23 protein-coding genes are annotated in these 23,399 nt (G+C 50.0%); 9 read left to right on the forward strand and 14 right to left on the reverse strand.

Annotated features, from left to right (window positions below; genetic code table 11):
- Positions 1–64 precede the first annotated feature (64 nt).
- Positions 65–1,246, reverse strand: coding sequence for an NADH-dependent flavin oxidoreductase (locus FD07_RS02995; RefSeq protein WP_020088864.1), 1,182 nt, complete (start codon positions 1,244–1,246; stop codon positions 65–67).
- A 136-nt stretch (positions 1,247–1,382) separates the two neighbouring features.
- Between FD07_RS02995 and FD07_RS03000 the strand changes: the two genes are divergently transcribed.
- The gene (locus FD07_RS03000; protein ID WP_020088863.1) at positions 1,383–2,309 is read left to right on the forward strand and encodes a LysR family transcriptional regulator; all 927 of its coding nucleotides are present in this window, start codon (positions 1,383–1,385) and stop codon (positions 2,307–2,309) included.
- Between the two features lie 33 nt (positions 2,310–2,342).
- Here FD07_RS03000 and FD07_RS03005 read toward each other — a convergent pair whose 3' ends face one another.
- The 7 genes from FD07_RS03005 to lepB all read right to left on the reverse strand — a co-directional run bounded on the left by FD07_RS03005 (position 2,343) and on the right by lepB (position 7,695).
- A complete protein-coding gene (locus FD07_RS03005; protein WP_020088862.1) occupies positions 2,343–2,987 on the reverse strand; it encodes a TetR/AcrR family transcriptional regulator in 645 nt (214 codons plus the stop codon).
- A 1-nt stretch (position 2,988) separates the two neighbouring features.
- On the reverse strand, positions 2,989–4,176 hold the full coding sequence (locus tag FD07_RS03010) for an ABC transporter permease (RefSeq protein WP_020088861.1): 1,188 nt from the start codon (positions 4,174–4,176) through the stop codon (positions 2,989–2,991).
- Complete coding sequence (locus tag FD07_RS03015; RefSeq protein WP_020088860.1) at positions 4,154–4,897, reverse strand: ABC transporter ATP-binding protein; 744 nt, start codon at positions 4,895–4,897, stop codon at positions 4,154–4,156. The genes FD07_RS03010 and FD07_RS03015 overlap by 23 nt, the downstream gene beginning before the upstream one ends.
- Before the next feature lie 170 nt (positions 4,898–5,067).
- On the reverse strand, positions 5,068–5,526 hold the full coding sequence (locus FD07_RS03020) for a MarR family winged helix-turn-helix transcriptional regulator (RefSeq protein ID WP_020088859.1): 459 nt from the start codon (positions 5,524–5,526) through the stop codon (positions 5,068–5,070).
- A 65-nt stretch (positions 5,527–5,591) separates the two neighbouring features.
- On the reverse strand, positions 5,592–6,242 hold the full coding sequence (locus FD07_RS03025) for a hypothetical protein (RefSeq protein ID WP_020088858.1): 651 nt from the start codon (positions 6,240–6,242) through the stop codon (positions 5,592–5,594).
- 7 nt (positions 6,243–6,249) lie between these two features.
- Positions 6,250–6,954 (reverse strand): hypothetical protein, encoded by a 705-nt coding sequence (locus FD07_RS03030; RefSeq protein WP_235804780.1) that lies wholly within the window; start codon positions 6,952–6,954, stop codon positions 6,250–6,252.
- A gap of 141 nt (positions 6,955–7,095) precedes the next feature.
- Positions 7,096–7,695, reverse strand: coding sequence for a signal peptidase I (lepB, locus tag FD07_RS03035; protein ID WP_020088856.1), 600 nt, complete (start codon positions 7,693–7,695; stop codon positions 7,096–7,098).
- 342 nt (positions 7,696–8,037) lie between these two features.
- Here lepB and FD07_RS03040 point away from each other — a divergent pair, with 342 nt between their 5' ends.
- Positions 8,038–9,231, forward strand: coding sequence for a multidrug effflux MFS transporter (locus FD07_RS03040; protein ID WP_027825921.1), 1,194 nt, complete (start codon positions 8,038–8,040; stop codon positions 9,229–9,231).
- Positions 9,232–10,173: 942 nt separating this feature from the next.
- On the forward strand, positions 10,174–11,319 hold the full coding sequence (locus FD07_RS12765; RefSeq protein WP_235804781.1) for a DUF5776 domain-containing protein: 1,146 nt from the start codon (positions 10,174–10,176) through the stop codon (positions 11,317–11,319).
- 51 nt (positions 11,320–11,370) lie between these two features.
- Here the strand turns inward: FD07_RS12765 and FD07_RS03050 are convergent, their stop codons facing one another.
- Positions 11,371–12,582 (reverse strand): condensation domain-containing protein, encoded by a 1,212-nt coding sequence (locus FD07_RS03050; protein ID WP_020088853.1) that lies wholly within the window; start codon positions 12,580–12,582, stop codon positions 11,371–11,373.
- A 156-nt stretch (positions 12,583–12,738) separates the two neighbouring features.
- Between FD07_RS03050 and FD07_RS03055 the strand changes: the two genes are divergently transcribed.
- Complete coding sequence (locus tag FD07_RS03055) at positions 12,739–13,266, forward strand: acyl-CoA thioesterase (RefSeq protein ID WP_020088852.1); 528 nt, start codon at positions 12,739–12,741, stop codon at positions 13,264–13,266.
- A 28-nt stretch (positions 13,267–13,294) separates the two neighbouring features.
- Here FD07_RS03055 and FD07_RS03060 read toward each other — a convergent pair whose 3' ends face one another.
- On the reverse strand, positions 13,295–13,876 hold the full coding sequence (locus tag FD07_RS03060) for a GNAT family N-acetyltransferase (protein ID WP_020088851.1): 582 nt from the start codon (positions 13,874–13,876) through the stop codon (positions 13,295–13,297).
- A 121-nt stretch (positions 13,877–13,997) separates the two neighbouring features.
- Between FD07_RS03060 and FD07_RS03065 the strand changes: the two genes are divergently transcribed.
- From FD07_RS03065 to FD07_RS03085, 5 genes are all read left to right on the forward strand, one after another.
- Positions 13,998–14,645, forward strand: a complete 648-nt coding sequence (locus tag FD07_RS03065; RefSeq protein WP_020088850.1) for an NAD(P)-dependent oxidoreductase — start codon at positions 13,998–14,000, stop codon at positions 14,643–14,645.
- Positions 14,646–14,744: 99 nt separating this feature from the next.
- Entirely contained in the window at positions 14,745–16,088 is a 1,344-nt protein-coding gene (brnQ, locus tag FD07_RS03070) for a branched-chain amino acid transport system II carrier protein (protein ID WP_027825920.1), read from the forward strand.
- Between the two features lie 294 nt (positions 16,089–16,382).
- Entirely contained in the window at positions 16,383–17,621 is a 1,239-nt protein-coding gene (locus tag FD07_RS03075; RefSeq protein WP_020088848.1) for a Fic family protein, read from the forward strand.
- Positions 17,622–17,712: 91 nt separating this feature from the next.
- Complete coding sequence (locus FD07_RS03080) at positions 17,713–18,396, forward strand: YjjG family noncanonical pyrimidine nucleotidase (protein ID WP_020088847.1); 684 nt, start codon at positions 17,713–17,715, stop codon at positions 18,394–18,396.
- 176 nt (positions 18,397–18,572) lie between these two features.
- Complete coding sequence (locus FD07_RS03085) at positions 18,573–18,836, forward strand: hypothetical protein (protein ID WP_020088846.1); 264 nt, start codon at positions 18,573–18,575, stop codon at positions 18,834–18,836.
- A gap of 39 nt (positions 18,837–18,875) precedes the next feature.
- On the opposite strand, the gene FD07_RS03090 is transcribed toward FD07_RS03085, so the two are convergent.
- The 4 genes from FD07_RS03090 to mnmE all read right to left on the reverse strand — a co-directional run bounded on the left by FD07_RS03090 (position 18,876) and on the right by mnmE (position 23,338).
- On the reverse strand, positions 18,876–19,106 hold the full coding sequence (locus FD07_RS03090; RefSeq protein ID WP_020088845.1) for a hypothetical protein: 231 nt from the start codon (positions 19,104–19,106) through the stop codon (positions 18,876–18,878).
- Between the two features lie 83 nt (positions 19,107–19,189).
- Entirely contained in the window at positions 19,190–19,570 is a 381-nt protein-coding gene (locus FD07_RS03095; RefSeq protein ID WP_020088844.1) for a hypothetical protein, read from the reverse strand.
- Between the two features lie 393 nt (positions 19,571–19,963).
- Complete coding sequence (mnmG, locus tag FD07_RS03100; protein ID WP_020088843.1) at positions 19,964–21,874, reverse strand: tRNA uridine-5-carboxymethylaminomethyl(34) synthesis enzyme MnmG; 1,911 nt, start codon at positions 21,872–21,874, stop codon at positions 19,964–19,966.
- A 69-nt stretch (positions 21,875–21,943) separates the two neighbouring features.
- Positions 21,944–23,338, reverse strand: a complete 1,395-nt coding sequence (mnmE, locus tag FD07_RS03105) for a tRNA uridine-5-carboxymethylaminomethyl(34) synthesis GTPase MnmE (protein ID WP_020088842.1) — start codon at positions 23,336–23,338, stop codon at positions 21,944–21,946.
- Positions 23,339–23,399 lie beyond the last annotated feature (61 nt).

The following is a 23,399-nucleotide window of genomic DNA, read 5'->3' on the forward strand; positions in this document are numbered from 1 at the left end:
CATGTAAAACGGCATGACAAAGGGGCCTGAGTTTTTATCCCAGGCCCTTACATCAAGTCAGTCTCTAAGCACCTTCGTGTGGTGCTAATTTATGATCAAATTGATCCTTATCATAATCGGGTTGATTTGAGATATGCATCGCTGACTTCAAGCGGACAATCAAGAAATTCCACATGGCCGGAGTAATTCCCAGTTCGTCCAGGTCTTGTTCGGAAATGGTGTAGCGAATCCCAGCCTCGTCGTCGGCCGCAACCTTCTGGACCCAATTAGGCTCCCGCAACATTTCGCGACCCAACGCAACAAAGTCAATGCCGGCAGCCATGACCTTCTCCGCATCGGCCGGTTTCTCTACAGAGCCGACCGCAATCAATGGCAGTCGACCAGCGACTTGCCGCTTGATCTTTAGAATTAACGGCTCCGTATCAGCCTGGTCATTAAGCGACGTCCGCCAAGCGTATCCCATTGAGATATGCAGGTAATCCAACGGTTGACCACACAACACATCCACCAGATGTAGCGTATCGGCCAGTCGAATCCCTGGGGTTTCAATTTCTTCCGGTGATAGCCGGTAGCCGAGGATAAATGGGTGATCAGCATACTGTTGGATCACCTCGTGACAGCGCTTGATTACGGCTAACGCAAAACTCATCCGACCGTCAACGTCGCCACCCCACTTATCGGTCCGCCGATTGGAGTGGGGGGAGAAGAACTGTTGGAGCAGGTAAGTATTCGCTCCGTGGAGTTCAACGCCATCAAATCCGGCCTGGATGGCCCGCCGCGTGCCTTCACCAAAGTCCGTGATAATTTGATCGATTTCATCACCAGTCAATTCACGGGGTACTTCGGCGTTTGGCCGTTCAGCAGCAACAGAACTTGCGCTAACGGGCCGCTCGCCACGTAAAATCTTAGAGTTCGACATGCGTCCCGCATGGAAAATTTGCAGAATGGCCTTCGTCCCATTCTGTTTCATAGCACTGGCCATCTTCGTTAAGCCGGGAAGGTAGCGATCATCGGTAATGGCCAGTTCACCTTCGAATCCCTTACCACTCACGGAAACATTGGCGACGGGAGAAATGAACAGTCCAACCCCACCACTATGCATCCGAAAGTACCGGAGTTCGTCGGACGTAATCGACCCTTCCTCAAAGCCCGAGGCTTCAGTCATTGGGGGAATGACCACTCGATTTTTTACTTTGACACCATTCGCAAATGTATAGGGTTCAAGAAACTTGTATTTTTTACTCATCTGAACTCACCTTTCTCAACTATCTGGAGAAACTCGACTGAATAGTTTTAGTATAGTTCGATAAATCACAAAGTCTAATGCTTTTATGATACCGTTTTCAGAACCAAATGGTTATACTAATAGTGAGGTGATTACCATGGCATTCAGTACCACGCGGCTCGCCGAAATCCTAACGGCGGTTAAAAATCTAGGGAGTATCACGGCCGCCTCCCAGCATTTATTTGTCTCTCAACCCTATATCAGTCGGACGATTAAGGAAGCCGAACAACAGTTAGGCATTCTCCTAATCGACCGTACAACTAAACCGACCCGACTCACCTATGCCGGTACGGAATATCTCACTGGCTTACAAAAAATCCAGCAACAACTCAGTGATCTCGACCAGACTATGCACGAACTTGCACAATCCAAATCTGGTCACCTTTCGATTGCTCTATCCGAAAGCATGGCCGCCCAGATTCTTCCTGACCTAGGCAGTCAGTTTCTCCAAGAATATCCTCAATACCACCTCGACATTCACGAGATGCCCTCACTCGCTGCGGAAAAGGCCGTGACTGACAATCAAAGTGACATTTACATCGGCCCTAAATCGGCGCATCACAGTGCGTTTTTCTACCGCATCATGCGCAATCAAGTCTTTAGTGTTCTAGTGCCAACGACGTACCCCTTTTCATTATCGCAAGTTACCAATCCTCAGCAGTTAACCGCACTCCTCCACCAGCCCTTCATTGGCTGCAACCTCCAGATGGTGTTGGGTGAAATCACGCGGCGCTTCATGGCGGACCATCACCTCTTCTTACAGCCCATTCTGACACTGAATAGTCTCTCAACGATTCAACAATTGGTCGAACGTGGCTGTGGCTGGACCATCCTGCCAACGCCGGTAGCGACGGCCCCGACCGTCAGAGCCATTCCCCTTGACCCCCACCTACTGACCTACCAGCTCATTATGGCCCACCGGACCAGTAAGGAAAATACACCGGAAATGACCGCCTTTCTACGCGTTGCCCAACACGTTTTCGACATCGACCCCGCGACTCAAATTAAACACCGTGACGACTAAAAAGGCGGCAATCACGCCACCTTTTTAACGTCACTATTTGGGCGCCAAACCCTTTTCTATAAATTCAATAATAAACGGTGCCGCGTGCGTCACGTCTTCTGGAAGTAAAACGACCCGTACCAATTCCGTGAGCATCGTCCCAATCATAAACTGGGCAATCCGTGAATCAGGCCAGTCAACCAGTTCACCACTGGCCTTCAGTCGATCCAACACTGGAAATAAATTATCCTGTAGTAGCGGTGCCGCGTGCGTAATAAATTGACTTCTCAAGTCATTTCTTACCGAAATCTCGCGAATCAGGACTCGCAAGATTGCCCCATTTTCCTTAATAAAAGCGAGCCGGTCTTCCACGATCGCACTGATCATTTCGTGGAGCGTTAGGTATGGCCGCGCAACAACCTTCTGAGCAAACTCCTTGATCAGGCTAGGTAAGACCTGCGTCATAAAGGGCGCCAGCACCCCAGCTAGCAGCTCATCCTTGTTCTTATATCGCCGATACACGGTCCCTTCGGCAACCCCTGCCTTTTCGGCAATCTGCTTAGTCGTTGTGCTGTCAAATCCCTGCTGGGCAAAGAGCTCTAGGCTTGCCGCCAAGACCTGTTGTTGCTTAGGTGGAATATCACCATTCGCCGCCATGACGGCCTGAAAGGCTTCACTAATACTCGTGTCTTTTTCCATTTTAAACCCTCCGATAGCGTTTCATTCCTACAACATTCAAAACGGTAAAGAGTACCGCAAACAGTACCAGAATGCCTAACTCAACGGCAATGCCAGCGAAGCCCACACCCCGCGTAGCTACGTTCATCAGGGCATTCCCGCCGTAATATAGTGGGAAGATGTGCGCGATCCACTGTAACCAATTGGCCATCTGGTCGACCGGAATCAAGCCCGAGAAGAAGACTTGCGGAATCACGAGAATTGGAATGAACTGCATCATCTGGAATTCTGAATTGGCAAAGGTTGACACGAAGATTCCCATGGACAATGCCACCAGCGCCAAGAGGAAGTTAATCAAGAGAATCAGCCAGACACTCCCGATCATGTGAATCTGGAAGACCGTCAGCGCAAAGGTCACGGTGATCACAGTCTGAACCAGCGCGAACAATCCGTACCCCATCAAATAACCGGTAATGATTTCTCCACGACGTATCGGGGTCGCCAGTAAACGCGTCAATGTTCCCGTTGTCCGTTCGTTTAACAACGAAATTCCTGAGATTAAGAAGACGAAGAAGAACACGAAGAACCCCAACAAGATTGGCAGGAACGTATCAAAGAAGGTTGAATCCGAACTACCATAGAGATAGTGACTCGTGATGCTGTAAGTTGTTGGCGCCTTGAGTTTTGTCTGTTGCGACTGAATCGGCATCGTGCCAGCCTTTGCTCCCTGGGCGACCGCCATCTTCTGTTGTTGTGCGACCAACGTCTTCAGTACCTTGGCCTGTTGTTGCAAAGCTTTTTTCTGCGCTTGTGTAGCGGCGGCTAGGGCCTGGACCTTAATCTTAGTCAGACCACCCTGTAACGCCTGTCGTACCAAGGCTGAGTCGCTAGGCTGACTATTCTGATACGTCACCGTTAGTTTGCCATCCCGTTGCTTGATGAAGGCGGCCAGGTTGTCCTCTCGCACTTTATCCTTTGCCGTTGCATTGGCGTTATAGTGCGTTATTTTAACATGCTTGTTTTTAATGGCCTTGACCACTGTCGTATCTACCCGACTGACCCCAATCTTCGCCACGGTATCCGAACTCGTATTGAAGAGAAAATACATCAACGTCAAGATAAACAGGGGCGCGAGGAACATCAGTGCCAGCGTCCGCTTGTCCCGGATCATTTCACGTAAAACACGTTTAAAGATTGCGATGACTCTCATCTTGTAGCCGCCCCGCTTTCAAAAAGACTTGTTCGATTGTTGCCACATCATAATCCTTTTCCAACTGCGCCGGTGTCCCTTGCGCTAATGCGATTCCCTCACGAATCAACATGAGGTAATCACAGTGCTCGGCCTCATCCATCACGTGCGTCGTAACCAGGATCGACTTCCCTTGAGACTTGAGTTGGTAGAGTTCCGCCCAAATTTGCTGCCGTAGTTCGGGATCAATACCGACAGTCGGTTCATCTAAAATCAACAACTCTGGGTCTTGGACCAACGCAATGGCCAAAGACAACCGGCGTTTCATCCCACCAGAATACGCTGATACACGGCGGTCCAGAGCATCATTTAAATTCACGACCTGGGCTGCATGCGCGATTGCTTCCGTCAGCTCTGACTTGGGAACACTCATCAGTTCGGCAAAAAAGCGAATATTTTCGCGCGCCGTTAAGTCCTCATAAAGGGCGTCACTCTGAGCCATGTAGCCAATCCGCTGCATGACTTTGCGGTTGGGCATCGCCGTTCCCAATACTGTCGTCGTTCCGGCGTCCACTTTTTCCATGCCAAGAATGGCTTTGACCAGCGTGGTCTTACCGGCACCCGAGGGACCAATCAGCCCCATGATCTGGCCCACTGGCAATTGCAAACTAATTTTTTTGAGTACGGGATTACTGCCGAACTTCTTCGCCACATCCCGCACGTCAATCGTGTTGGTTACCATGTAAACTCCTCCTGACCTGTTTCCTTTAGTGAGTGTGTACTCACTCATTTACAATCTAAGCATAAGACCGTTAACGATCTCTGTCAACCCTTTCTTGTAACCGATTTCAGATGGGCGCAGTAAAAATGGCGCCCCGCCTAGCAGTGCGCCACCCTCTTATCTAAATTAACTTAATCTTGCGCTGGTCCCGGTGTCTCGTTGGCCACCGCTGTCAGTGCTAACTGACGAATCTGATCGACTAAAGCATCGTGGTCCGCCGCCGGAATTTCCGTAAGCAGACTGTTCGCGACCTCTTGGCGGATCTTAACAATCTCCGGATAAAGTCGTTCACCACGTTTAGTCAGCGACAGCTCATAGACTCGGCGATCCAGCTTGGACTGGCGCTTACGCACGTAACCCAAGTTGACCAGCTGATTGACTGCTCGCGTCACGTTACTGGGATTGAGATAGGTCAAACTGATCAACTTATCCTGCGTGAGCCGGGGTTGTTCGTGAAGCCGAAGAATATAGTAATACATACTGGCATTCAGGCGATACGGCTGTAGCCGCCGATCCAGGGCAATCCGTGTATAACGATTGGCAATCGAGAGCCACTTTACAATGTCCGAGTCATTTCCTGTGGTAGGCATGAGCCGCCTCCTTCCCTAAACTACGTGCGCAAGCATATTCTAAATTCAGCTAAAAGTCAAGCTGATCAGTGAGCCGCATTCGCCCGGAAATTATGGTGCAACTGCGGCCAAATGAAACGATCCGCTAGACCAATCAACGTCCCGTTAAAGAGGAGCGTAAACAGTGTCCCCCAGTTGACCGCATACAGCTGATGCGTATTGAACCAGCACACCAGAATAATGATAACCGGCGGCGTAAACGTCAAGAGCTGGGCAACCACCACGTTATTGTGGCAATAGAGAAAGCGGAGGATGTTCGTCGTGTCATCGTTGGGGTGCATGACCAGATTAGCCCGCTGATACAGCGAAATCGCCGCACAGAAAATCATGATCCCGGTAATTGCCAGCAGAAGGCGCCCCCACGCCGGTACTCGCATAATTCCCATTTTGGTAAAGGTCCCCGAGAAAATATCAACGAAGTAGCTGAAGAAAAAGACGAAACTGATTTCACCTAACAGTCGTGGCAAGTCCCAGTGACGCAGGAGCAGCTGGTTAACGATTGCAGCTAGACAACTGACCACAAAGATGGCCAGGCCCACACTTGTGCCCAGCCAATGACTCAGGTTGACCTCTGAGGCCGTCCAGGGACTGGTGCCCATGTTGGAGGCCACCGACAGCCCATTACCAAACGCATTGACGACTAACCCCAACACCAACGCCAGCCAGCGCTGTGGCATTGAATTCTTAATCGTTCGTCGCCTCCTCAACCGGGCGCACCGCAAAGTTATGCTTGAGGCCCGGCCAAATAAACCGATCCGTCAGGTTAATGATGGTTCCGGTGAAGATCAACGCGAAGACCGTCCCTAAATTAATCGCAAAGAGGTTGTGGGTCACGATCCAACTCACTACGATAATGGTGACCGGTGGAATGAAATTCAACAGTTGCGCATGAAGTACGTTACCGTGACAATACATGAACCGCAAAATATTCGTGGTATCGTCGTTAGGATGCATCACCAGGTTGGCCCGCTGATACAGTGATATCGCGATACAAAAGATAGTGACGCCAGCCACCGCGAGGAAGCCGCGCGTAAACATCGACAATTTGAGGATGCCCATGCGATAGAACATCGCCGTAAAAAAGTTGACGAAGAAACTCACGAAAAACATGAATCCAATCTCGCCGAAGAAGCGCCGCGGTTCCCACCGCCGCAATAAGAATTGATTGGCAACTGCGGCCAAACAACTGACCACAAAAACCGGCCAGCCAATACCAATCTTAAACCACTCGCTCAGATTGACTTCGGACGCCATCCACGGACTGGCTCCCATGTTGGCCGCCACTGTAAGTCCACTGCCAAATGCGTTGATGACCAAACCCAGAATCAAGGCCGTCCACCGCTGTTTTAATGTATTCTTGATGAGATTCATCTCCTCAATTCTTTTCATATAACCTCTACGATACTACGATTCTTACGAAATGTAAGCGTATCCTTCAAATTAATCTGACGACCACTACTAAAAAGCGTCGGCAGTCCCAACCCCAATGGCTGTGACTGCCGACGCTCTACTTATCCTGTTTAATTTCATTTAGTAAGCTAATGAGTTGATGTTGACCCGCTTGGTCTTGCTAGAAGCCCAGAATGGCACCTTGACGACACCTAAGACCTTATCCTTATCGACGAAGCCCCAGTAACGACTATCGTTGGATACGCTCCGATGGTCCCCTAAGACAAAGTACTTGCCCTTAGGTACGACCGTGGCAATCTTCCCATTGTTTCCACCTTGCCAGTCATTTTGGCGTTGGAGACCGGCTAACGTCCAATTCCCAGTTCCGGAAGTCCGTTCGCTGGTGCTGATGAAGCTCTGGTCGATTCGCTTATTATTTACGTAGACGTAACCATTCTTGCTCTTCACCGAATCTCCGGGCAACCCAATAACTCGCTTGACGTAGTTAGTATTGGGCTTGGCGGCGGGGTCTTCACCGTGTGCATCGAAAACGATGACACTCAGGTGCTTGACCTTCGACATCTTCCAAGCAAAGACCTTTTCATTATTATTCAGGTTAGGCTCCATGGATGGCCCATCGACCCGCACACGCGTGAACACGAACTGTTTGAGGGCTAAGGCAATCGCTAGCCCAATGACGACTGGCACAATCCAACTCAAAATTTCCTTTAAGTTTTTCATGATGGCACTCCTTATTCTCGGGAATCACTAATTATGTTATTATCATACACCACCCGCCGCACTACGAACATTTATTTTGGTCGACAGGGACGCTTTTAATCATATCATTAACCTTCTCAAAGTCCCAAGCTTTACGCAAAATTTACAAGATTGAGACGCAATTGCAAGGTTCCTGTCACTTTTCGGCTTGCAAATTCAATCGTTTCCAGCAATAATAATACAATACGCTTTGCCTTACATAATGACCGTACTGGACCGCCATTCTGCTAGTAGAGTGGCGGTCCAGCGTCGTCATCCCTGGTTATTGCGAAATTTATAATACGTTGAAAGGGCTGACTGCTTTTGAATCCTATCCTTACACGGCGCCGGCAAATCTGGTTGACACTTTTGCTGGGGACCGTCAGTGCCACTGGACCACTGGCCATTGATCTGTATCTGCCAGCCTTACCGCAAATGCGAACCCAGTTTGCCACGAGCGCTTCGCTGATGCAACTAAGTATCACGGCTTGCCTGATTGGACTGGCCCTCGGTCAGCTGATTGCTGGGCCACTATCGGACCAGTATGGCCGCCGCAAGCCACTCATCGCGGGATTTGTCATCTTTGGCCTGGTCTCACTCGCGATGGCCTTTATTCATTCGATTACTTTATTAATCATTCTCCGATTCATTCAAGGGTTAGCCGGGGCAACCGGCCAAGTCATGGCCCGAGCCGTTGCTCGCGACCTCTTCTCCGGGAAGAAACTGACGCGCTTCTATGCGTTGCTCAACACCGTCAACGGCGTCTTTCCAATTATTGCGCCAATCATTGGGGGCTTCATGATCCACTATGTCGACTGGGAAGCCATCTTCATTCTGCTGGCCGTCATCGGCTGGGCAATCGCTCTTGCGGTAGCGCTGGGCTTGCCGGAATCACTTCCCGTTGGCGAACGCCAAACTGGGGGCTTCCAAAGCTCGCTGGGGGCCATGGGTCGACTGGTCGTTCAACCCGCCTTCTGGCCTCTGATTATGGCCACGGGACTGGTTTACGGTGGCTTATTCAGCTACATCTCGGCCTCGACTTTCGTCTTCCAGACGGGATTCGGGATGGCGCCTCAGACATTTAGTCTGCTCTACGCCTTTAACGGCCTGGGGATTGTGGTCGGCAGTAACCTACCGGGACAACTCTCGCGATGGTACTCCAACAGACAACAGGTCACGAGCTTGCTGGCGATAGCGGCGGGTGTGAGTCTGGTCTTATTGGCCACGCTCCTCTTCCCAGCCAACGTCTGGGTCGTCAGTGGCTTGGTCCTCGCAATGGTTATCCTAATCGGCGCGCTATTCACGCTGACAGTGACGATCATCATGGACCAAGCGACGAAAAATGCTGGGGGCGCTTCCGCCGTCATTGGTCTGGCCCAGAACGCCTGTGGGGGCCTAGCCTCCCCATTAGTCGGTCTGACCGGCCAATCCTACGCCGCCATGGCAGTCATGTTGTTTGTCTGCAATGCGGGTGCACTGGGACTGGTGAAGCATCAAGGTAATACGGCTAAGGCTTAATTTAATTTGTAGCGTAGGACATCTAGACGCATTTTCTGGATGTCCTTTTTTGATAGATAAATTTGCTCAATTCAACACGATATGTGTCATTTCTTACATTTTCCCTGTCATGAAGGGTTGCTTCAGTCGGCAGCTTATATCCCCGATTATAAGCATAAAGATGTAATTTCAGTTCGATATTAGCAAGTCAAAATTTCAACTTTTATTCTTGTGAAATGTTAATCTAATCATATAGTCCATCAATTGTTTTAAATCGTTAATCATTCGTTTTCAAGGGAGGGGCCGTTCAGTATGAAATGGAAGTTTGGTTTAATTGCTTTGGGTGTTGCGGTTGGATTGAGTCCTCTATTTGGATATGGAAATAGTTGCAACAATTCTGAGGCTGGTCACAATTTCACCGTGGCACTGGCGGACGAAACCACGTCTGATGAAACTTATTCAGGAATTATCGGATCTGGAGAAAACAGCGTTCCTTGGACTTTAGAGGACGGCACCCTGACGCTTAAAGGTGGAACTTTGCCACCATTTTCTGGTAGACCCATAGATAAATATGGTGGGCAACTATTACATGATTTACAATTAGGAAACACCGCCGGCCTTACTGTAACCGACTTTAAGAATAAAGTCTCCACCATAAATATTTCAAATACACTTACACTTAGTCCTGATTCATCCTATCTGTTTGCTGGTTTTCCAAATGTAACGAACTACTTAAACTTAAAGAATATCGACGCTAGTCAAGTTACCGACATGTCCTCTATGTTCTACGCTAATTCTGCCCTACGAACATTCACAGCTCCTAAGTTTCTCGACGCAAACAATCATAGCCTTGCTACTATGTTCGGAATGGACCAGAAGCTCGTTTATCTAGATCTATCAGAAATTGATTCGAGCCACATTACTAGTATTAACAATTTAACCCAAAAATGTGCAATTTTACTGGTGATCAACCTAGCAAACTTTTCATCACAAAATATGAATAGCACCGATGGCTTTTCCAACATATTTGATGCCGACGATGTTGTTACGGACATCACGCTGAGTCCCTCAATTATTCTTAATCAGACAACCGTTAAGGAACCCAATCTATCAATTGGCAGTTTTACCGGTAATTGGGTGGATGTTGGCAATGGCAATGTTACTTTACTCAGCAAAACACCATCCCTCTTATATCACAACTTATCTGACAATTATCTCTATTACGATCCCAAAGGAAGTACCAGCTTCGATTCAACAGCTGCTCTATTTGCCGCGTACGATGGATCAGATTCTACACCGAGTGGAAATGTTCACTACGTGCTAGAACCTTCAGATACATCGCGAATTCCGGGGTCCCCTCCAGTTACACCGATACCAACACCTAACAACCCAGCTCCAACCGAACCCGACACTGCGACCTTTCAGCCCTTTGCCGTCACAGCCACCAAGAAAATTGGGCTTTACAGTAGCAAGGACTTTTCGGCTGCTAGTCGCCTTGCCTGGTTCGTCCAAAAACCACAGCTGAAACAGCCGACCTTTACCGTCATCGGCACGACTAAATCCACGGCCGGCAACGCCCGCTATCAAGTCCGCGACACCACTCGTGGTTCCGCGACTTATGGTCAGACTGGCTACATCACGACCCAATCAGCTTACGTCACCCGCACTTACTATGAGAGTGCCCCTGAAGTCGTGACGGTCATCAATCCGGGTGGCATCAACGGCTACAACTCCGCCGCGCTCAAGCAACCGCAGAAAGCCTATAAGCAAGGTACCCGACTCACCGTCAAAAAAGTCGTTACGCATAACGCCACGACGCGCTTCCTACTCACCAATGGCAAGTACGTCTCCGCTAACAAGCACTTTGTCACCGCTGGCCAGTATAAAGTGCCAACCAAGGTTCAGGCCAAGACTGCCGTTAATCGCTACGCCACAGTCAATCTGACAAAGAAGAATAAGCACTATCCGAAAAAGGCCCACGCTGTCTTTAAAGTCCTCGGCTGGGACTACTCCCGGGGAACCAGCACCACGACTGCCGGCACTCTGCGTTACCGGGTCGCTGGCGGCTACATTACCGCTAATCCCAAGTACGTTAAGGCCCTCAATTAACACGATTCACCAAAAATGCGCGTCTCACCCAAAGCGGTAAGGCTCGCATTTTTACTTGCCGTGATCCCATTGATTCAGCTGAGCCACGACATTCTTCAAAATTTTAATCCCTAATTGATAATCTGGTTCTGACCCCAGCATCCGAAATGCCAGCGTCCACGCCTCATGATAGGCGCTCACCGTCAGTTGGAAGCTCGGCATGGCCCGGTAGGTTCCCGCAAAGTAGATCTGCGTGACCCGGGTATCCCCAAACTTCAGCCGCGTGTGGTCGACGTGACCGAAGTTGGCAAAGGAAACCAGTGCCTGTTCCCGGTGTTTACCGGCCAAACGCCGGACAATTTCTGGTGGCAAAGCCCGACTCATCCGGTTGATTTCGACCAATGGTGCCAGATAAGCCAGACTATCACGCAACTGACTGATCGTTTCCTGCGTTCGTACCACCACGTCCTGAAGCGTATCTCCCTCCTGGACCATGATTGGGACTGGCATTTCGCTGGTCAAATTGGCCACTTGCACAACATTGGTCGCCGCCACTGGCCCTTGCAATCGCAGATCAACCTGATACGGAATCACCAACTGCCGTTCACCGGTCAAGGAGAACAGGGACAGCGCATAGGCTGATAGGAGGACGGCATTCATGGTGACGCCCTGTTGCCGTGCCCGCTGTTGCAGGCGCCGACTCTCTACACGGGGAATCAAGGCCTCGCCCTTATGTGAGTGGACATCCCCTCGTAATTGCGGAAAGCCCTCCACTACTGGGGTATCGGCCATTTGTGGAATAGGTCGGTGAGGGTGCCGCAAGTAGTTCAAGATGCGTCGAACGCTTCGCTCATTCACAAAGTCTGCCAAGTCTTGCCCATCATAGGCGGCTGCTAGTAGGTACAAGTAGTGCTTGAAGCCCTCGCCATCGGTCAACAGGCGGCTCATGATCAATCGTAATTGATCGTAATCAGCGTAATGAATTACTTGAATCTTTAGCTGCGGTCCTTGTAAAACGTCTAGCCGTCCACGACCCGGATCGTGACTGGCACTGTACTCCGTGATTACGTGGTCAATGCTTGCCGGCTGTTCTTCAAATCGATTGCGTCGCAGGTTATAGCGACTAAGGACTTGCGGAACCACGGTCTGCGTTGTCTTTACCGCCGCTGTCAGTCGTTTGACATCAATGGGGTGCATCAGGCTCAACGTGCATTCCAACAACGGATACGTCTGTGCCAAGTCTAGTGTTGGAATCAGATCCAACGGTTCGCCACGATAATTCACACGATCACCCCTCCTGCTTAATTTAGGTTCAGTATAGCAAAGCCAGCGACTGAACCTCTATGATTCCGCCAAGAAATAGCGAAAAGTTAATAATACTGTAACCTAATTTGCAGTCTGTTAGAATGAAGGTAACTGTTAACGAATGGAGTGACACCTGTGACAACTCAACCTAAGCCCGTATCCTGCAACGCCACCCTTATTGTGACCACCCACCGGGTCTTTCAACCAGATTTAAATGAACACCAGACCGTCTTTGGCGGTAAGATTCTCTCGCTGGTAGACGACAGTGCCTCCGTGGCAGCCGTTCGCCTCACACACAAGACGGTCGTCACCGCTTCGTTCGACCACGTAAGCTTTCTGCGGCCCTTTCACCTCGACGACTCGATGATTCTGGAAGCCTACGTCAGTGGCACCGGGACGCGCTCCCTGGAGGTCTTCGTCAAAATCATTGGCGAAAACCTCACGACTGGCGACCGCTTCGTCGGGTTTACTTGCTTTATTACCTACGTCATCGACGATAAATCCGTCACGAGCCCGCTACCTAGTGTCACACCAATCACTGACGAGCAACGTTACTTATGCGCCGGCTATCCTCAACGAACCGCACAGCGCAAGGAGCGTCGTCAGGAACAGGCTGGCTTAAATGCGCACGTCACGACCGATTCACCCTGGCCCATCGACTAAATGTTTCATGTGAAACACCACCGTGTCTCTAATTATCGCCGGTGGTGTTTTCGTCTGGGATTGTTCCACGTGAAACAGTCCACCACTCTTTGGCTAAAATCCCAAATTGATACAGGTCGAGCCATTGGCCGTCCTGATAAACGGCCTCACGATTGATCCCCTCACGAACAAATCCGACGGCCGCATACGCCCGCAGTGCCGCTTGATTATTGGCATTAACGTCCAGCGTCACCTTATGCAGTCCCAATTCGTTGAAGGCAAACGACAGAATCGTATTGAGGGTATCCACCCCATAGCCCTGGCCGCGATCACTCGCGACTGGCAACGCAATTCCTAACTCCGCGCGCCGATTCTTCAACTGAATTTCATCAAGAATCACCCAGCCCAATAAGCCATCATCAGCATTGGCCCGCACCATAAAGAAGAACTTGTCGTCGCTGTCCGGATCTGCCGCCAGCTCGGTGTACTCGGCTGCCGTCCACGGATGCAAGGCATCGGCCGACAAATTCCGCAGGAGTCCGGGCTCCCACTGCGTGTCTTGAAGCCATTCTGCATCCCCGTCACGCATTTCTGTTAGATGAACCAACTGTCCCTGAACCACACTTTTCATGATAGTGCCTCCTCGGCGTTTTCTCTTACTCTACCACACCCGCAACCACGTTGAGCCATAATTGTTGGCGGGCTTCGCTAAAACCGGTATACTAATCGCAGCAAATATAGGAGGTCCTTTCATGAAAATCACAATTATTGGTGCTACCGGGATGGCCGGTTCAGCACTTGTCGCGGAAGCATTAAAGCGCGGTCACAGCGTCACGGCACTGGCGCGTTCTGCGGAAAAACTCGCTCAGCTGCCCGCCAGTCCTAACCTGACGACTAAGGTCCAGGATGCCTTTGCTTTAACTTCGGCCGATTTCGCAACGGCTGACGTCATTATCGATGCGTTTGCAACCGCACCGAGCTTGGCCTTCCAACACATTGATCTCGCAACGAGCCTGATCGCCAAGTTCCGGGAAACGACCCACCCACGTCTCGTCTTCATTCTAGGCGCTGGTAGCCTCCAAACCGGAGATGATCATCACTTGTTCGTTAACGACATTGCCAAAGATCCTAACGCCGCAAGCTTCCTGCGCATCCCCCAGAGCCAGCTGAAGGAACTCAACTTCCTGCGCGACGTGGACAACGTCAACTGGGTTGGTATATCACCGTCAGCGAACTTCCATCCCGGCGCCGCTACGCCATTCTTGCTGGGTGACGATGAACTCTTAGTCAACGCCAACCAGGAATCAGGGACCTCCACGGGTACCATGGCCGTTGCCATCTTAGATGAGATTGAACAGCCACAACACCATCAAACGCGCTTTACCGTCGCTGATAAATAAATTTATAGAGGGTTCCCGTTCCCACGGGGGCCCTTTTTTGATATGCTTACCTATGGTCTGCACGACCGTACTTTATGCTTATAGAAAGTTGCGATTACTTTGAAAACTCGATTATCTTGGCGGGAACTCCTATTTATCGGCATGATGCTCTTTGGGCTCTTCTTCGGTGCCGGTAACCTGATTTTCCCCGTTTTTCTGGGCCAACAAGCCGGCCATAACGTTGGTTTGGCGGTCATTGGTCTTCTCCTGACTGGGATTGGCCTACCCTTATTAGGGGTCACCGGGATCGGTCTAACCCGCAGTGAGGGCGTCTTCGACCTGGCGACCAACGTCAACCGGCCCTTCGCTTACATCTTTACGGTGTTGCTCTACCTGACTGTGGGCCCGTTCTTTGCGCTCCCCCGGCTAGCCACAACGTCCTATCAGATCGGGCTCGCCCCTTTTGTGAGTCGCGGCCATCAGGGCTTGGTCCTAGCCAGTTTCTCCATTTTATTTTTCGTTGTCGCGTGGCTACTAGCTCGCAACCCCGGAAAATTGATGACTTACATTGGTAAATGGCTAACACCGATTTTTCTAATTCTGCTTGGGCTCCTGATTCTAGCCACCTTCGTCAAACCGATGGGTGGCTTCTCAGCGACTGCACGTGGCGCCTACGCAACCAGTCCACTAGCAACCGGTTTTACCGAAGGGTATAACACGTTAGATGCCTTGGCCTCACTGGCATTTGGAATCGTCGTCATCGACAGTATCCGGGCACTAGGCGTCACCGAACCCGGTCAAATCGCTAAAGACGTGATCAAGTCCGGAACCATCAGTGTCGTTCTGATGGGCCTGATCTACACATTACTGGCCCTGATGGGCACCATGAGTCTGGGCAAGTTCGCGCCCGCTGCTAATGGCGGTATCACGTTGGCACAGATTGCCAACCAGTACTTTGGCACGTTTGGAAATATTCTATTGGCGTTAATTGTCATTATTGCCTGCCTGAAGACGGCGATCGGTCTGATCTCAGCGTTTGGGGATACCTTCCACGAGATGTTCCCCCGGTTGTCTTACACCTGGTTAATTGTCTTTGCCAGCGTGTTGCCATGCCTCTTCGCAAACGTGGGCCTGACGAAACTGATCAGCTACTCCTCACCCGTGCTCATGTTCCTGTATCCGCTAGCCATCGTCTTAATCGTGTTAGCGGTACTGTCACCCCTGCTGGGCACAAGTCGCTGGTTGTTCGGCCTAGCAATGCTGTTCACGCTGATCCCAGCCATCTTCTCGGCCGTCGCAGCACTCCCCAGCAGCCTACAACAAGCTGGCTGGAGCCGTGCAATTCTCACCCTCAATAACCAACTGCCACTGGCTGCACAAGGCTTTAGCTGGGTCGTTCCAGCATTGATTGGTGTGGTTCTGGGGTGGATTATGGGACAGGTATTCCGATCAAAAACTGCTTGATTTTACAGAACCGCGTTGCCTCTAGACAACGCGGCTTTTATATTGCCAAACTTCCACCTTTAAAAAAGTACGTTATTTTGATTATTCAGGCAAAGTCCAGCAAGCAACATTCAAAAAAGTGCCATTTTTTGAATGTTCACGAGATTTTTGACCCGCAACATTAAAGAAATCGCGTTTTTTTGAATGTTGCGGGTAATTTTATGTGCCAACATTCAAAAATTCGTTGTTTTTTGAATGTTGAGCTTGTATTATTAAGCCAACATTCAAAAATATATCAAGATTAGGAGGTTGCTTATGACTACCCAAGAATATCCCAGTCTAAAATCCATGTATTACCAAAACCAAGCTGGCTATCAAGACGCCGTAAATCAGCGTCGGGATAACCTCCTAACGATAAAGACCGGCTTGTTAATTTCACCATTTAAACGTGGATTTAGAACAAGTGATCATTTTGAGATTTTTTATCTGCCCGTTTTAAAAATTAGCCAACTTGAGGAACAGATTACTAAATTTTCTAGTGAAATTGAAAAGAAGATGTCTGCACTCCCCCCAGTCGCACGCGACCAAGTATTTATTAGCAACCTTATTGATGAACTACAGAGCACCAATGAAATTGAAAACGTCCGCAGCTCTCGGGAAGAATTGGGTACCGTTATCGATCGTATTAAACAAAATAAAGGTGACAAAGGTCGTTTCTCTGGACTGGTCAACCAATATATCAAGTTTCAAGATAACAAATATAACAAGATTCACGATGTCCAAGACTTCCGAACAATCTGGGACGAACTCGTTAGTCAAGAAATTAAGTCCGATGATCTCCCTGACGGCGAACAGTTTCGAAAGGATGGCGAAGTCATTCGTTCCGGTGACCGCGTTGTCCATCGCGGCGATGAATCCGAAGAACAAATTATAGCGGACCTAGGGAAACTGGTTATTGAAATGAATGATGATGACATTCCCTCGCTCCCCAAATGTTTTATTGCTCACTATTTCTACGAATATGTTCATCCCTTCTACGATGGAAATGGACGAACGGGACGTTTCATTGTCTGCTCCTATCTCTCACGTAAACTAGACATGATGTCCGCCATCACCTTCTCTTCTGCAATCGTTAAGAATAAGGATACTTACTACAAAGCATTTACAGAAATGGCGAATCCCTATAATGCCGGCGAGGCTACATTCTTTATTATTACCATGATGCAACTCTTACTATCTGGTCAACAGCAGGTTATTGAAAAGCTAGACGATGACATTGACCTTCTTCAAAAAGCGAACAGCTTGACTGATGATGCTCAGCTTGAGCAACCGGCCAAAAACATTCTGTTTATTCTGTGTCAAGCCACTATCTTCGGGAAATACGTTAAACCCCTGACAGACAAGGCTCTATCTGAATATGCCGGTCTTAGTCGCTTCCGCTTAAATAAAGCCTTAGCCAGTTTGATTCAATCTGGCTATATTGAAACAACACAGGCCAACCCAAAGACTCACAGATTAACGCTCAAGACACAGCAAGCCTTGTTTTCTAACTAATGGTTCTTCCAAACCTGGAGAGCCATTTTTTCTTTATCATCCCCAGAATCTATGCTAAAATCGACAAAACCAATTCGAAAGGCGCGCTCTCATGAAAAAATATGCAATTATTGACCTAGATGACACCCTCCTTGACTTTACCCGTGGCGAAAACGAAGGCGTTACCCGCTTGCTACAAAAATATGGCGTGACCGACGTGCAACGCGGGCTAGCCACCTATGTCAAGATCAATCAGGACGTCTGGCATCAAATCGAGCTGGGTGCAGACCGCGCGCCCCTGTTAGATACTCGCTTTGCCAAAGCGTTTGATGCGATGGGAATCACCGTGGATGGCCCCGCCGTTGAAAAACAATACAAAAGTATGCTCGATCACAATTACTACACCCTGCCGGGGGCCACAACCTTTCTGACAGAGCTCATTCACGCTGGTGTGACGGTGATTGCGGGAACCAATGGTACCAAGTCCATCCAGCTCAATCGGCTCGCGGGCTCCCAGCTGACCCGCTACTTCGACAGCGTCTTCATTTCCGAGGACGTGGGCTACGACAAGCCGGACGAACGGTTCTTCGCGCCTATTTTCACGCAATATCCAATGATGACTTCCGAAAACACCGTCATGGTTGGCGACAGTCTTCATTCCGATATCCTTGGTGCAACCAACGCCCACCTCGACAGCGTCTGGTTCAACCCGCAACATACTGCGAAATCTACTGATTACCATCCCACCTACGAAGCGGATTCCTATGTCGCCCTCAAACAGCTTCTTCTCGCTTAGATAGTCGAATCGCCCGTTAGCAATCAATGATGCTAGCGGGCGATTTGTTTGAAGATTGGAAACTATTTTAACTTTTAGGTATTAATTTACCCCTTTAACCAGATTTTCTGGTATGATGGTAACAAGTTATAACCGAAATCTCATATTCTCATTTAAGCGAAACGAGGTGAAGACCCATGACCGAAGCCCACTTCTCAGCAACCCCCGCTAAAATCGGTGTCATCCTTTTAACGCTGGTTCTACTGTTTGCCATGCTGTTCCTTCAGGATCCCAAAATCGTTGCTTTTCTCTGCTTTAGTTCGTTAATCACTGCAATGCTGCATTTTAACGTTTTCGAGAGTACGACCGATGCCAACCCGTTGAATCGGATTGACCTGACGCTTCAAATTATTTTCTTAGTTACCTCCATTGGTAGAGCATTTATCCTTGGTGGAAATTAACAACCGGCCACGCTATCCCCCACGGAAGCGCGGCTTTTTTTAGCCCCATTCAATCTTATCAAGATCCAAGTACCCCGTATCTTGCATGGGCTGTTGGGCCGCTTCTAAAGCAGCCTTCAGCGCTTCCCACTCATGCTTTGCGACAATGACGACCGAACTGGCATCGTTGCCGTCCGTGGGTGTCACGACAACCATCTCCTGTTGCTGATTCACCTCATCTAGTATCTGCAGTAATGCTTGCTGCGCGGCAGCCGGTGAATAACGTTTCATATTGTGTCCCCCAATGACTTAAAAATCCCGTCAGCGTTGATTTTCAGCGTTAACGGGTTCTCCGAATGACCATCTATGCTTCTCTACGCTGGTAAAGTCACCAACGTCCCCAGTAAGACAACTGCCAGCAAGATCTGACTGCTGACTAAATACCACGCCTGTCGTCGCCACAACGCCCGCGTACCAGCCGGATATTGCCGGTGACGGTGCTGACAATAGCTCATGACAAGCGCCACGCTATCCACCAATAATAGCAGACCAATGACTCGTGGATTCAGCCACGTCGGTCGCCACAGCCCCACCGCAACGTACGCCAAGCCAAGATACAAGAAACCATGATACACCGCGACGCTCCGCCGCGATTGGCGCACAGCACCTTGCTGAAGCCGATGCAACGTATGGTGGTGTAAGCCATGACTGATCAACACCAAGATAATCCCCAGGCCCAACAGACTCATCCGCATATGTAAAAACTCCCCAGTGGCTTTAATTTGATTACCCAGAGTTCAATCCTACCGAAATTTGTCCGCGATTCCCAGCCAACCATCGTCCGTCCACCAATATCACATCCCCGTGACAGACGACCTTTTCGCTCCCACGTGACAGTAACCACCCTAAGCGGTGAAGTTAGCCTGCCATCAAACCGATTAAGCGGTGCCCAGTTATCTCACTACATCATTTAGCTTAGCAAGCCTGTGTGTGGTTTATGCAAAGAACATGTAAAGGTTCTGTATCTCTGTTATTAATCAAATGATAATTATTAATAACTAATAAAATGATAACAAAAAAGGGGACCGCAATATAACTGTCGCAGTCCCCTTTACTATCTTCAAAACTAAATATTGTCGAAACGTCTGCTACTTCACTTTTGCAATCTTCCCCTGTTCGATATACACACTCAGGATCGCGATATCAGCTGGGTTGACCCCACTGATCCGACTAGCTTGTGCCACCGTTTCCGGTTGGATCTTCTTTAACTTTTGGTGCGCTTCCGTTGCCAGCCCGTCAATTGCATCGTAATCGATGTTGGCAGGAATTGCCTTGGCTTCCATCCGCTTTAACTTCGCCACGTTGGCTTCCGCCTTCTTGATGTAGCCGGCGTACTTCAGCGAGATCTCAATTTCTTCCACGATGTGCCGGTCCACCGGTTGTTCTGGCGCTGGAATGAACTGTAGCAACGTCTGGTAGTCCACGTATGGCCGACGCAGGAAGACTGCGGCTAATACACCGTCTTGCAACGGCTTGTCACCGTGGCTCTCGATGAAGGCGTTGATGGCGTCGTTCGGCTTGATCCGGATGCTGTTCAACCGGTCAATTTCAGCCTGTAAGGCGGCCTTCTTGGCTAAGAAATCATCGTAGCGTTCGTCGCTGATCAGGCCCAATTCATGCCCCTTGGCCGTCAAACGCAAATCGGCGTTGTCGTGGCGCAAGATCAAGCGGTATTCGGCCCGACTCGTCAACAGACGGTAAGGTTCCTTGGTTCCCTTGGTCACCAAATCATCGACCATGACGCCGATGTAAGCATCGGAACGCTTCAACGTGAACCCAGGCTTGCCCAGTGCCCGCAAACCGGCGTTGATTCCGGCTAACAAGCCTTGACCAGCGGCTTCTTCATAACCGGAAGTCCCATTGGTTTGGCCTGCTGTAAACAGGTTCTTCAATGGCTTAGTTTCCAGGGTTGGCCGCAATTGGTAAGGCGCAACGACATCGTATTCGATGGCGTAGCCTGGCCGCATCATTTGTGCGTCTTCGAGACCCTGAATCGAATGCAAGATCTTCTGTTGCACTTCTTCTGGCATGGAGGTTGAAAGCCCCTGAACGTACCATTCATCGGTGTTCCGGCCTTCTGGTTCCAGGAAGAGCTGGTGACGTGGCTTGTCGGCAAACCGGACGATCTTGTCTTCGATCGATGGACAGTAACGCGGACCGACACCCTCAATAACACCCGTAAACATTGGGGCGCGGTTGAGGTTAGCCTTGATGATCTCATGCGTCTTTTGGTTCGTGTAAGTCAGCCAGCAAGACAGTTGGTTCTTGAGATCAAGGTAGGCGCTATCTGGCGTCGTGAAGCTAAAGTGGTTCGGCTCCTTGTCCCCAGGTTGTTCCTCAGTCTCGTCGTAGTGAATCGTGTTCCCATCGACCCGTGGTGGCGTCCCAGTCTTAAAGCGTTCCAGATCAAAACCATACTTAGGCAGGTTGGCCGTCAGCTTGTTGGCTGGTTGAGAGTTGTTAGGACCAGAAGAGTACATCAACTCACCGATGATGATCTTGCCTCGCGCTGCAGTTCCAGCCGCAATGACAACGGCCTTGGCCCGGTAACGCGCACCGGTGTTGGTGATGACCCCTTTGCAGGCGCCGTCTTCCACGATCAAATCATCCACGATTCCCTGACGCAAAGTCAAATTAGGTTCTCGTTCGATGGTGTGCTTCATTTCAGCATGGTAGGCGTGCTTGTCGGCTTGGGCGCGTAAGGCACGGACGGCCGGGCCCTTCCCGGTGTTGAGCATCCGCATCTGAACGTAGGTCTTGTCGATGTTACGTCCCATTTCGCCACCCAGGGCGTCAATTTCACGGACGACGATCCCCTTAGCTGGGCCCCCAACGGATGGGTTACATGGCATAAATGCCACCATATCCAGGTTGATCGTCATCAGTAAGGTCTTGTTGCCCATCCGGGCTGCGGCCAGCGCCGCTTCACTACCGGCATGACCGGCTCCGACAACGATAACGTCGAAGTCCTGTCCCGGATATTCAATTACTTCAGTCATGGTTCTTTCCCTCCATGCCCAATCGTCGTAGCGGCGGTCAAGCGGTCTCTTTGTGGTTTGAATTTAACGTTATTTTCCTAAACAGAATTGACTAAACAGCTGATCGAGCAGCTCGTCTTGGTAGCTATCCCCGGTAATCTCACCGAGTAAGTCCCAGGCCCGCGTCATGTCGATCTGCACCAGATCCACGGGCATCCCCGCAGCAATCCCGTGCATGACATCGTCTAAGGCGTCACTGGCTTGGTGCAACAGCCCGATATGCCGGGCGTTGGTAACCATCACAGTGTTCTGACTGGATTCGATTCCCTCATCAAAGAAGAGATGGGCGATGGTTTCTTCCAACTTATCCAATCCCGCACTCTGTAGGATGGACGTCTCGATGATTGGACTGTCCCCAGCCGCCTGCTTCAACGCTGGCAGATCTAGCTTCTGTGGCAGATCCGTCTTGTTTAAAATCAGGATCCGTTGCGTGTCGGCCGTAGCGTCCAACAACTGTTTATCCTCGGTCGTCAAGGCCTCACTGGCGTTCAAGACCAGCATGACCAAATCAGCCGTGTTGATTGCTTTCCGTGACCGTTCGACCCCAATCTTTTCGACCTTATCCGTCGTATCGCGAATACCAGCCGTGTCAATCAGTTTCAAGGGAACCCCTTTGACGTTGACGTATTCTTCAATCACGTCACGCGTGGTTCCCGCAACGTCGGTCACGATTGCCTTGTCTTCGTGGAGCAAGTGATTCAACAAGCTACTCTTCCCCACGTTTGGCCGCCCGACAATCGCCGTGGCAAGACCTTCACGCAGAACTTTCCCCTGTTTAGCAGTCGCCAACAACGTCTTAATCTGCTGCTTGACCTCTTGGGCCTTTTCCAGCAGCATCTTAGTCGTCATCGTTTCCACGTCATCGTACTCGGGATAATCGATATTGACTTCGACCTGGGCCAGCGCATCCAGGATGTCTTGGCGAAGATTTCTGATCAATTTCGACAAATCACCGTCTAATTGATTCAACGCAACCTTCATCGACTTATCGGTCTTGGCCCGAATCAGATCCATGACGGATTCCGCCTGGGTCAAATCAATTCGGCCATTCAAGAAGGCCCGCTTGGTATACTCGCCGGGTTCGGCCAACCGAGCGCCATAGCTCAGGCACAACTGGAGAATCCGGTTCGTCGCCACGATCCCCCCGTGACAGTTAATTTCAATAATATCTTCTTTGGTGTAGGTCTTAGGAGCCCGCATCACAGTAACCATAACCTCGTCCACTTCTTCCCCATTTTCGGGGTCAATGATGTGACCGTAATGAATCGTGTGGGTGCCAACCTTCGTCAAATCTGCGCCCTTAAAGAGCTTGCTGGCAACGGCAAAGACTTCCTCACCGCTTAACCGAATAATTGAAATTCCACCTTCACCAGGCGGCGTCGAGATTGCCGCAATCGTATCAAATTCTGTTGTGGTGACTGTCATGAGCCATCCTCCTTCTTATGTTTACTGCTGTCTGAATTGTCTTAATCAAGCTTCACTTTTC

The organism is Levilactobacillus parabrevis ATCC 53295 (assembly GCF_001434055.1).
In the GTDB taxonomy this organism is placed as follows: Bacteria; Bacillota; Bacilli; order Lactobacillales; family Lactobacillaceae; genus Levilactobacillus; species Levilactobacillus parabrevis.

What these genes read in the sequence shown, in the direction of transcription:
- FD07_RS03060 (WP_020088851.1), bottom strand. Translation starts at nt 13,876, where the DNA reads ATGAAAAGTGTGGTTCAGGGACAGTTGGTTCATCTAACAGAAATGCGT.
- mnmE (WP_020088842.1), bottom strand. Translation starts at nt 23,338, where the DNA reads ATGACAGTCACCACAACAGAATTTGATACGATTGCGGCAATCTCGACG.
- FD07_RS03075 (WP_020088848.1), top strand. Translation starts at nt 16,383, where the DNA reads ATGACTACCCAAGAATATCCCAGTCTAAAATCCATGTATTACCAAAAC.
- FD07_RS03080 (WP_020088847.1), top strand. Translation starts at nt 17,713, where the DNA reads ATGAAAAAATATGCAATTATTGACCTAGATGACACCCTCCTTGACTTT.
- FD07_RS02995 (WP_020088864.1), bottom strand. Translation starts at nt 1,246, where the DNA reads ATGAGTAAAAAATACAAGTTTCTTGAACCCTATACATTTGCGAATGGT.
- FD07_RS03030 (WP_235804780.1), bottom strand. Translation starts at nt 6,954, where the DNA reads ATGAAAAGAATTGAGGAGATGAATCTCATCAAGAATACATTAAAACAG.
- FD07_RS03085 (WP_020088846.1), top strand. Translation starts at nt 18,573, where the DNA reads ATGACCGAAGCCCACTTCTCAGCAACCCCCGCTAAAATCGGTGTCATC.
- FD07_RS03090 (WP_020088845.1), bottom strand. Translation starts at nt 19,106, where the DNA reads ATGAAACGTTATTCACCGGCTGCCGCGCAGCAAGCATTACTGCAGATA.
- FD07_RS03020 (WP_020088859.1), bottom strand. Translation starts at nt 5,526, where the DNA reads ATGCCTACCACAGGAAATGACTCGGACATTGTAAAGTGGCTCTCGATT.
- FD07_RS03015 (WP_020088860.1), bottom strand. Translation starts at nt 4,897, where the DNA reads ATGGTAACCAACACGATTGACGTGCGGGATGTGGCGAAGAAGTTCGGC.
- FD07_RS03005 (WP_020088862.1), bottom strand. Translation starts at nt 2,987, where the DNA reads ATGGAAAAAGACACGAGTATTAGTGAAGCCTTTCAGGCCGTCATGGCG.
- FD07_RS03095 (WP_020088844.1), bottom strand. Translation starts at nt 19,570, where the DNA reads ATGCGGATGAGTCTGTTGGGCCTGGGGATTATCTTGGTGTTGATCAGT.
- FD07_RS03025 (WP_020088858.1), bottom strand. Translation starts at nt 6,242, where the DNA reads ATGCCACAGCGCTGGCTGGCGTTGGTGTTGGGGTTAGTCGTCAATGCG.
- lepB (WP_020088856.1), bottom strand. Translation starts at nt 7,695, where the DNA reads ATGAAAAACTTAAAGGAAATTTTGAGTTGGATTGTGCCAGTCGTCATT.
- mnmG (WP_020088843.1), bottom strand. Translation starts at nt 21,874, where the DNA reads ATGACTGAAGTAATTGAATATCCGGGACAGGACTTCGACGTTATCGTT.
- FD07_RS03010 (WP_020088861.1), bottom strand. Translation starts at nt 4,176, where the DNA reads ATGAGAGTCATCGCAATCTTTAAACGTGTTTTACGTGAAATGATCCGG.
- FD07_RS03000 (WP_020088863.1), top strand. Translation starts at nt 1,383, where the DNA reads ATGGCATTCAGTACCACGCGGCTCGCCGAAATCCTAACGGCGGTTAAA.
- FD07_RS03065 (WP_020088850.1), top strand. Translation starts at nt 13,998, where the DNA reads ATGAAAATCACAATTATTGGTGCTACCGGGATGGCCGGTTCAGCACTT.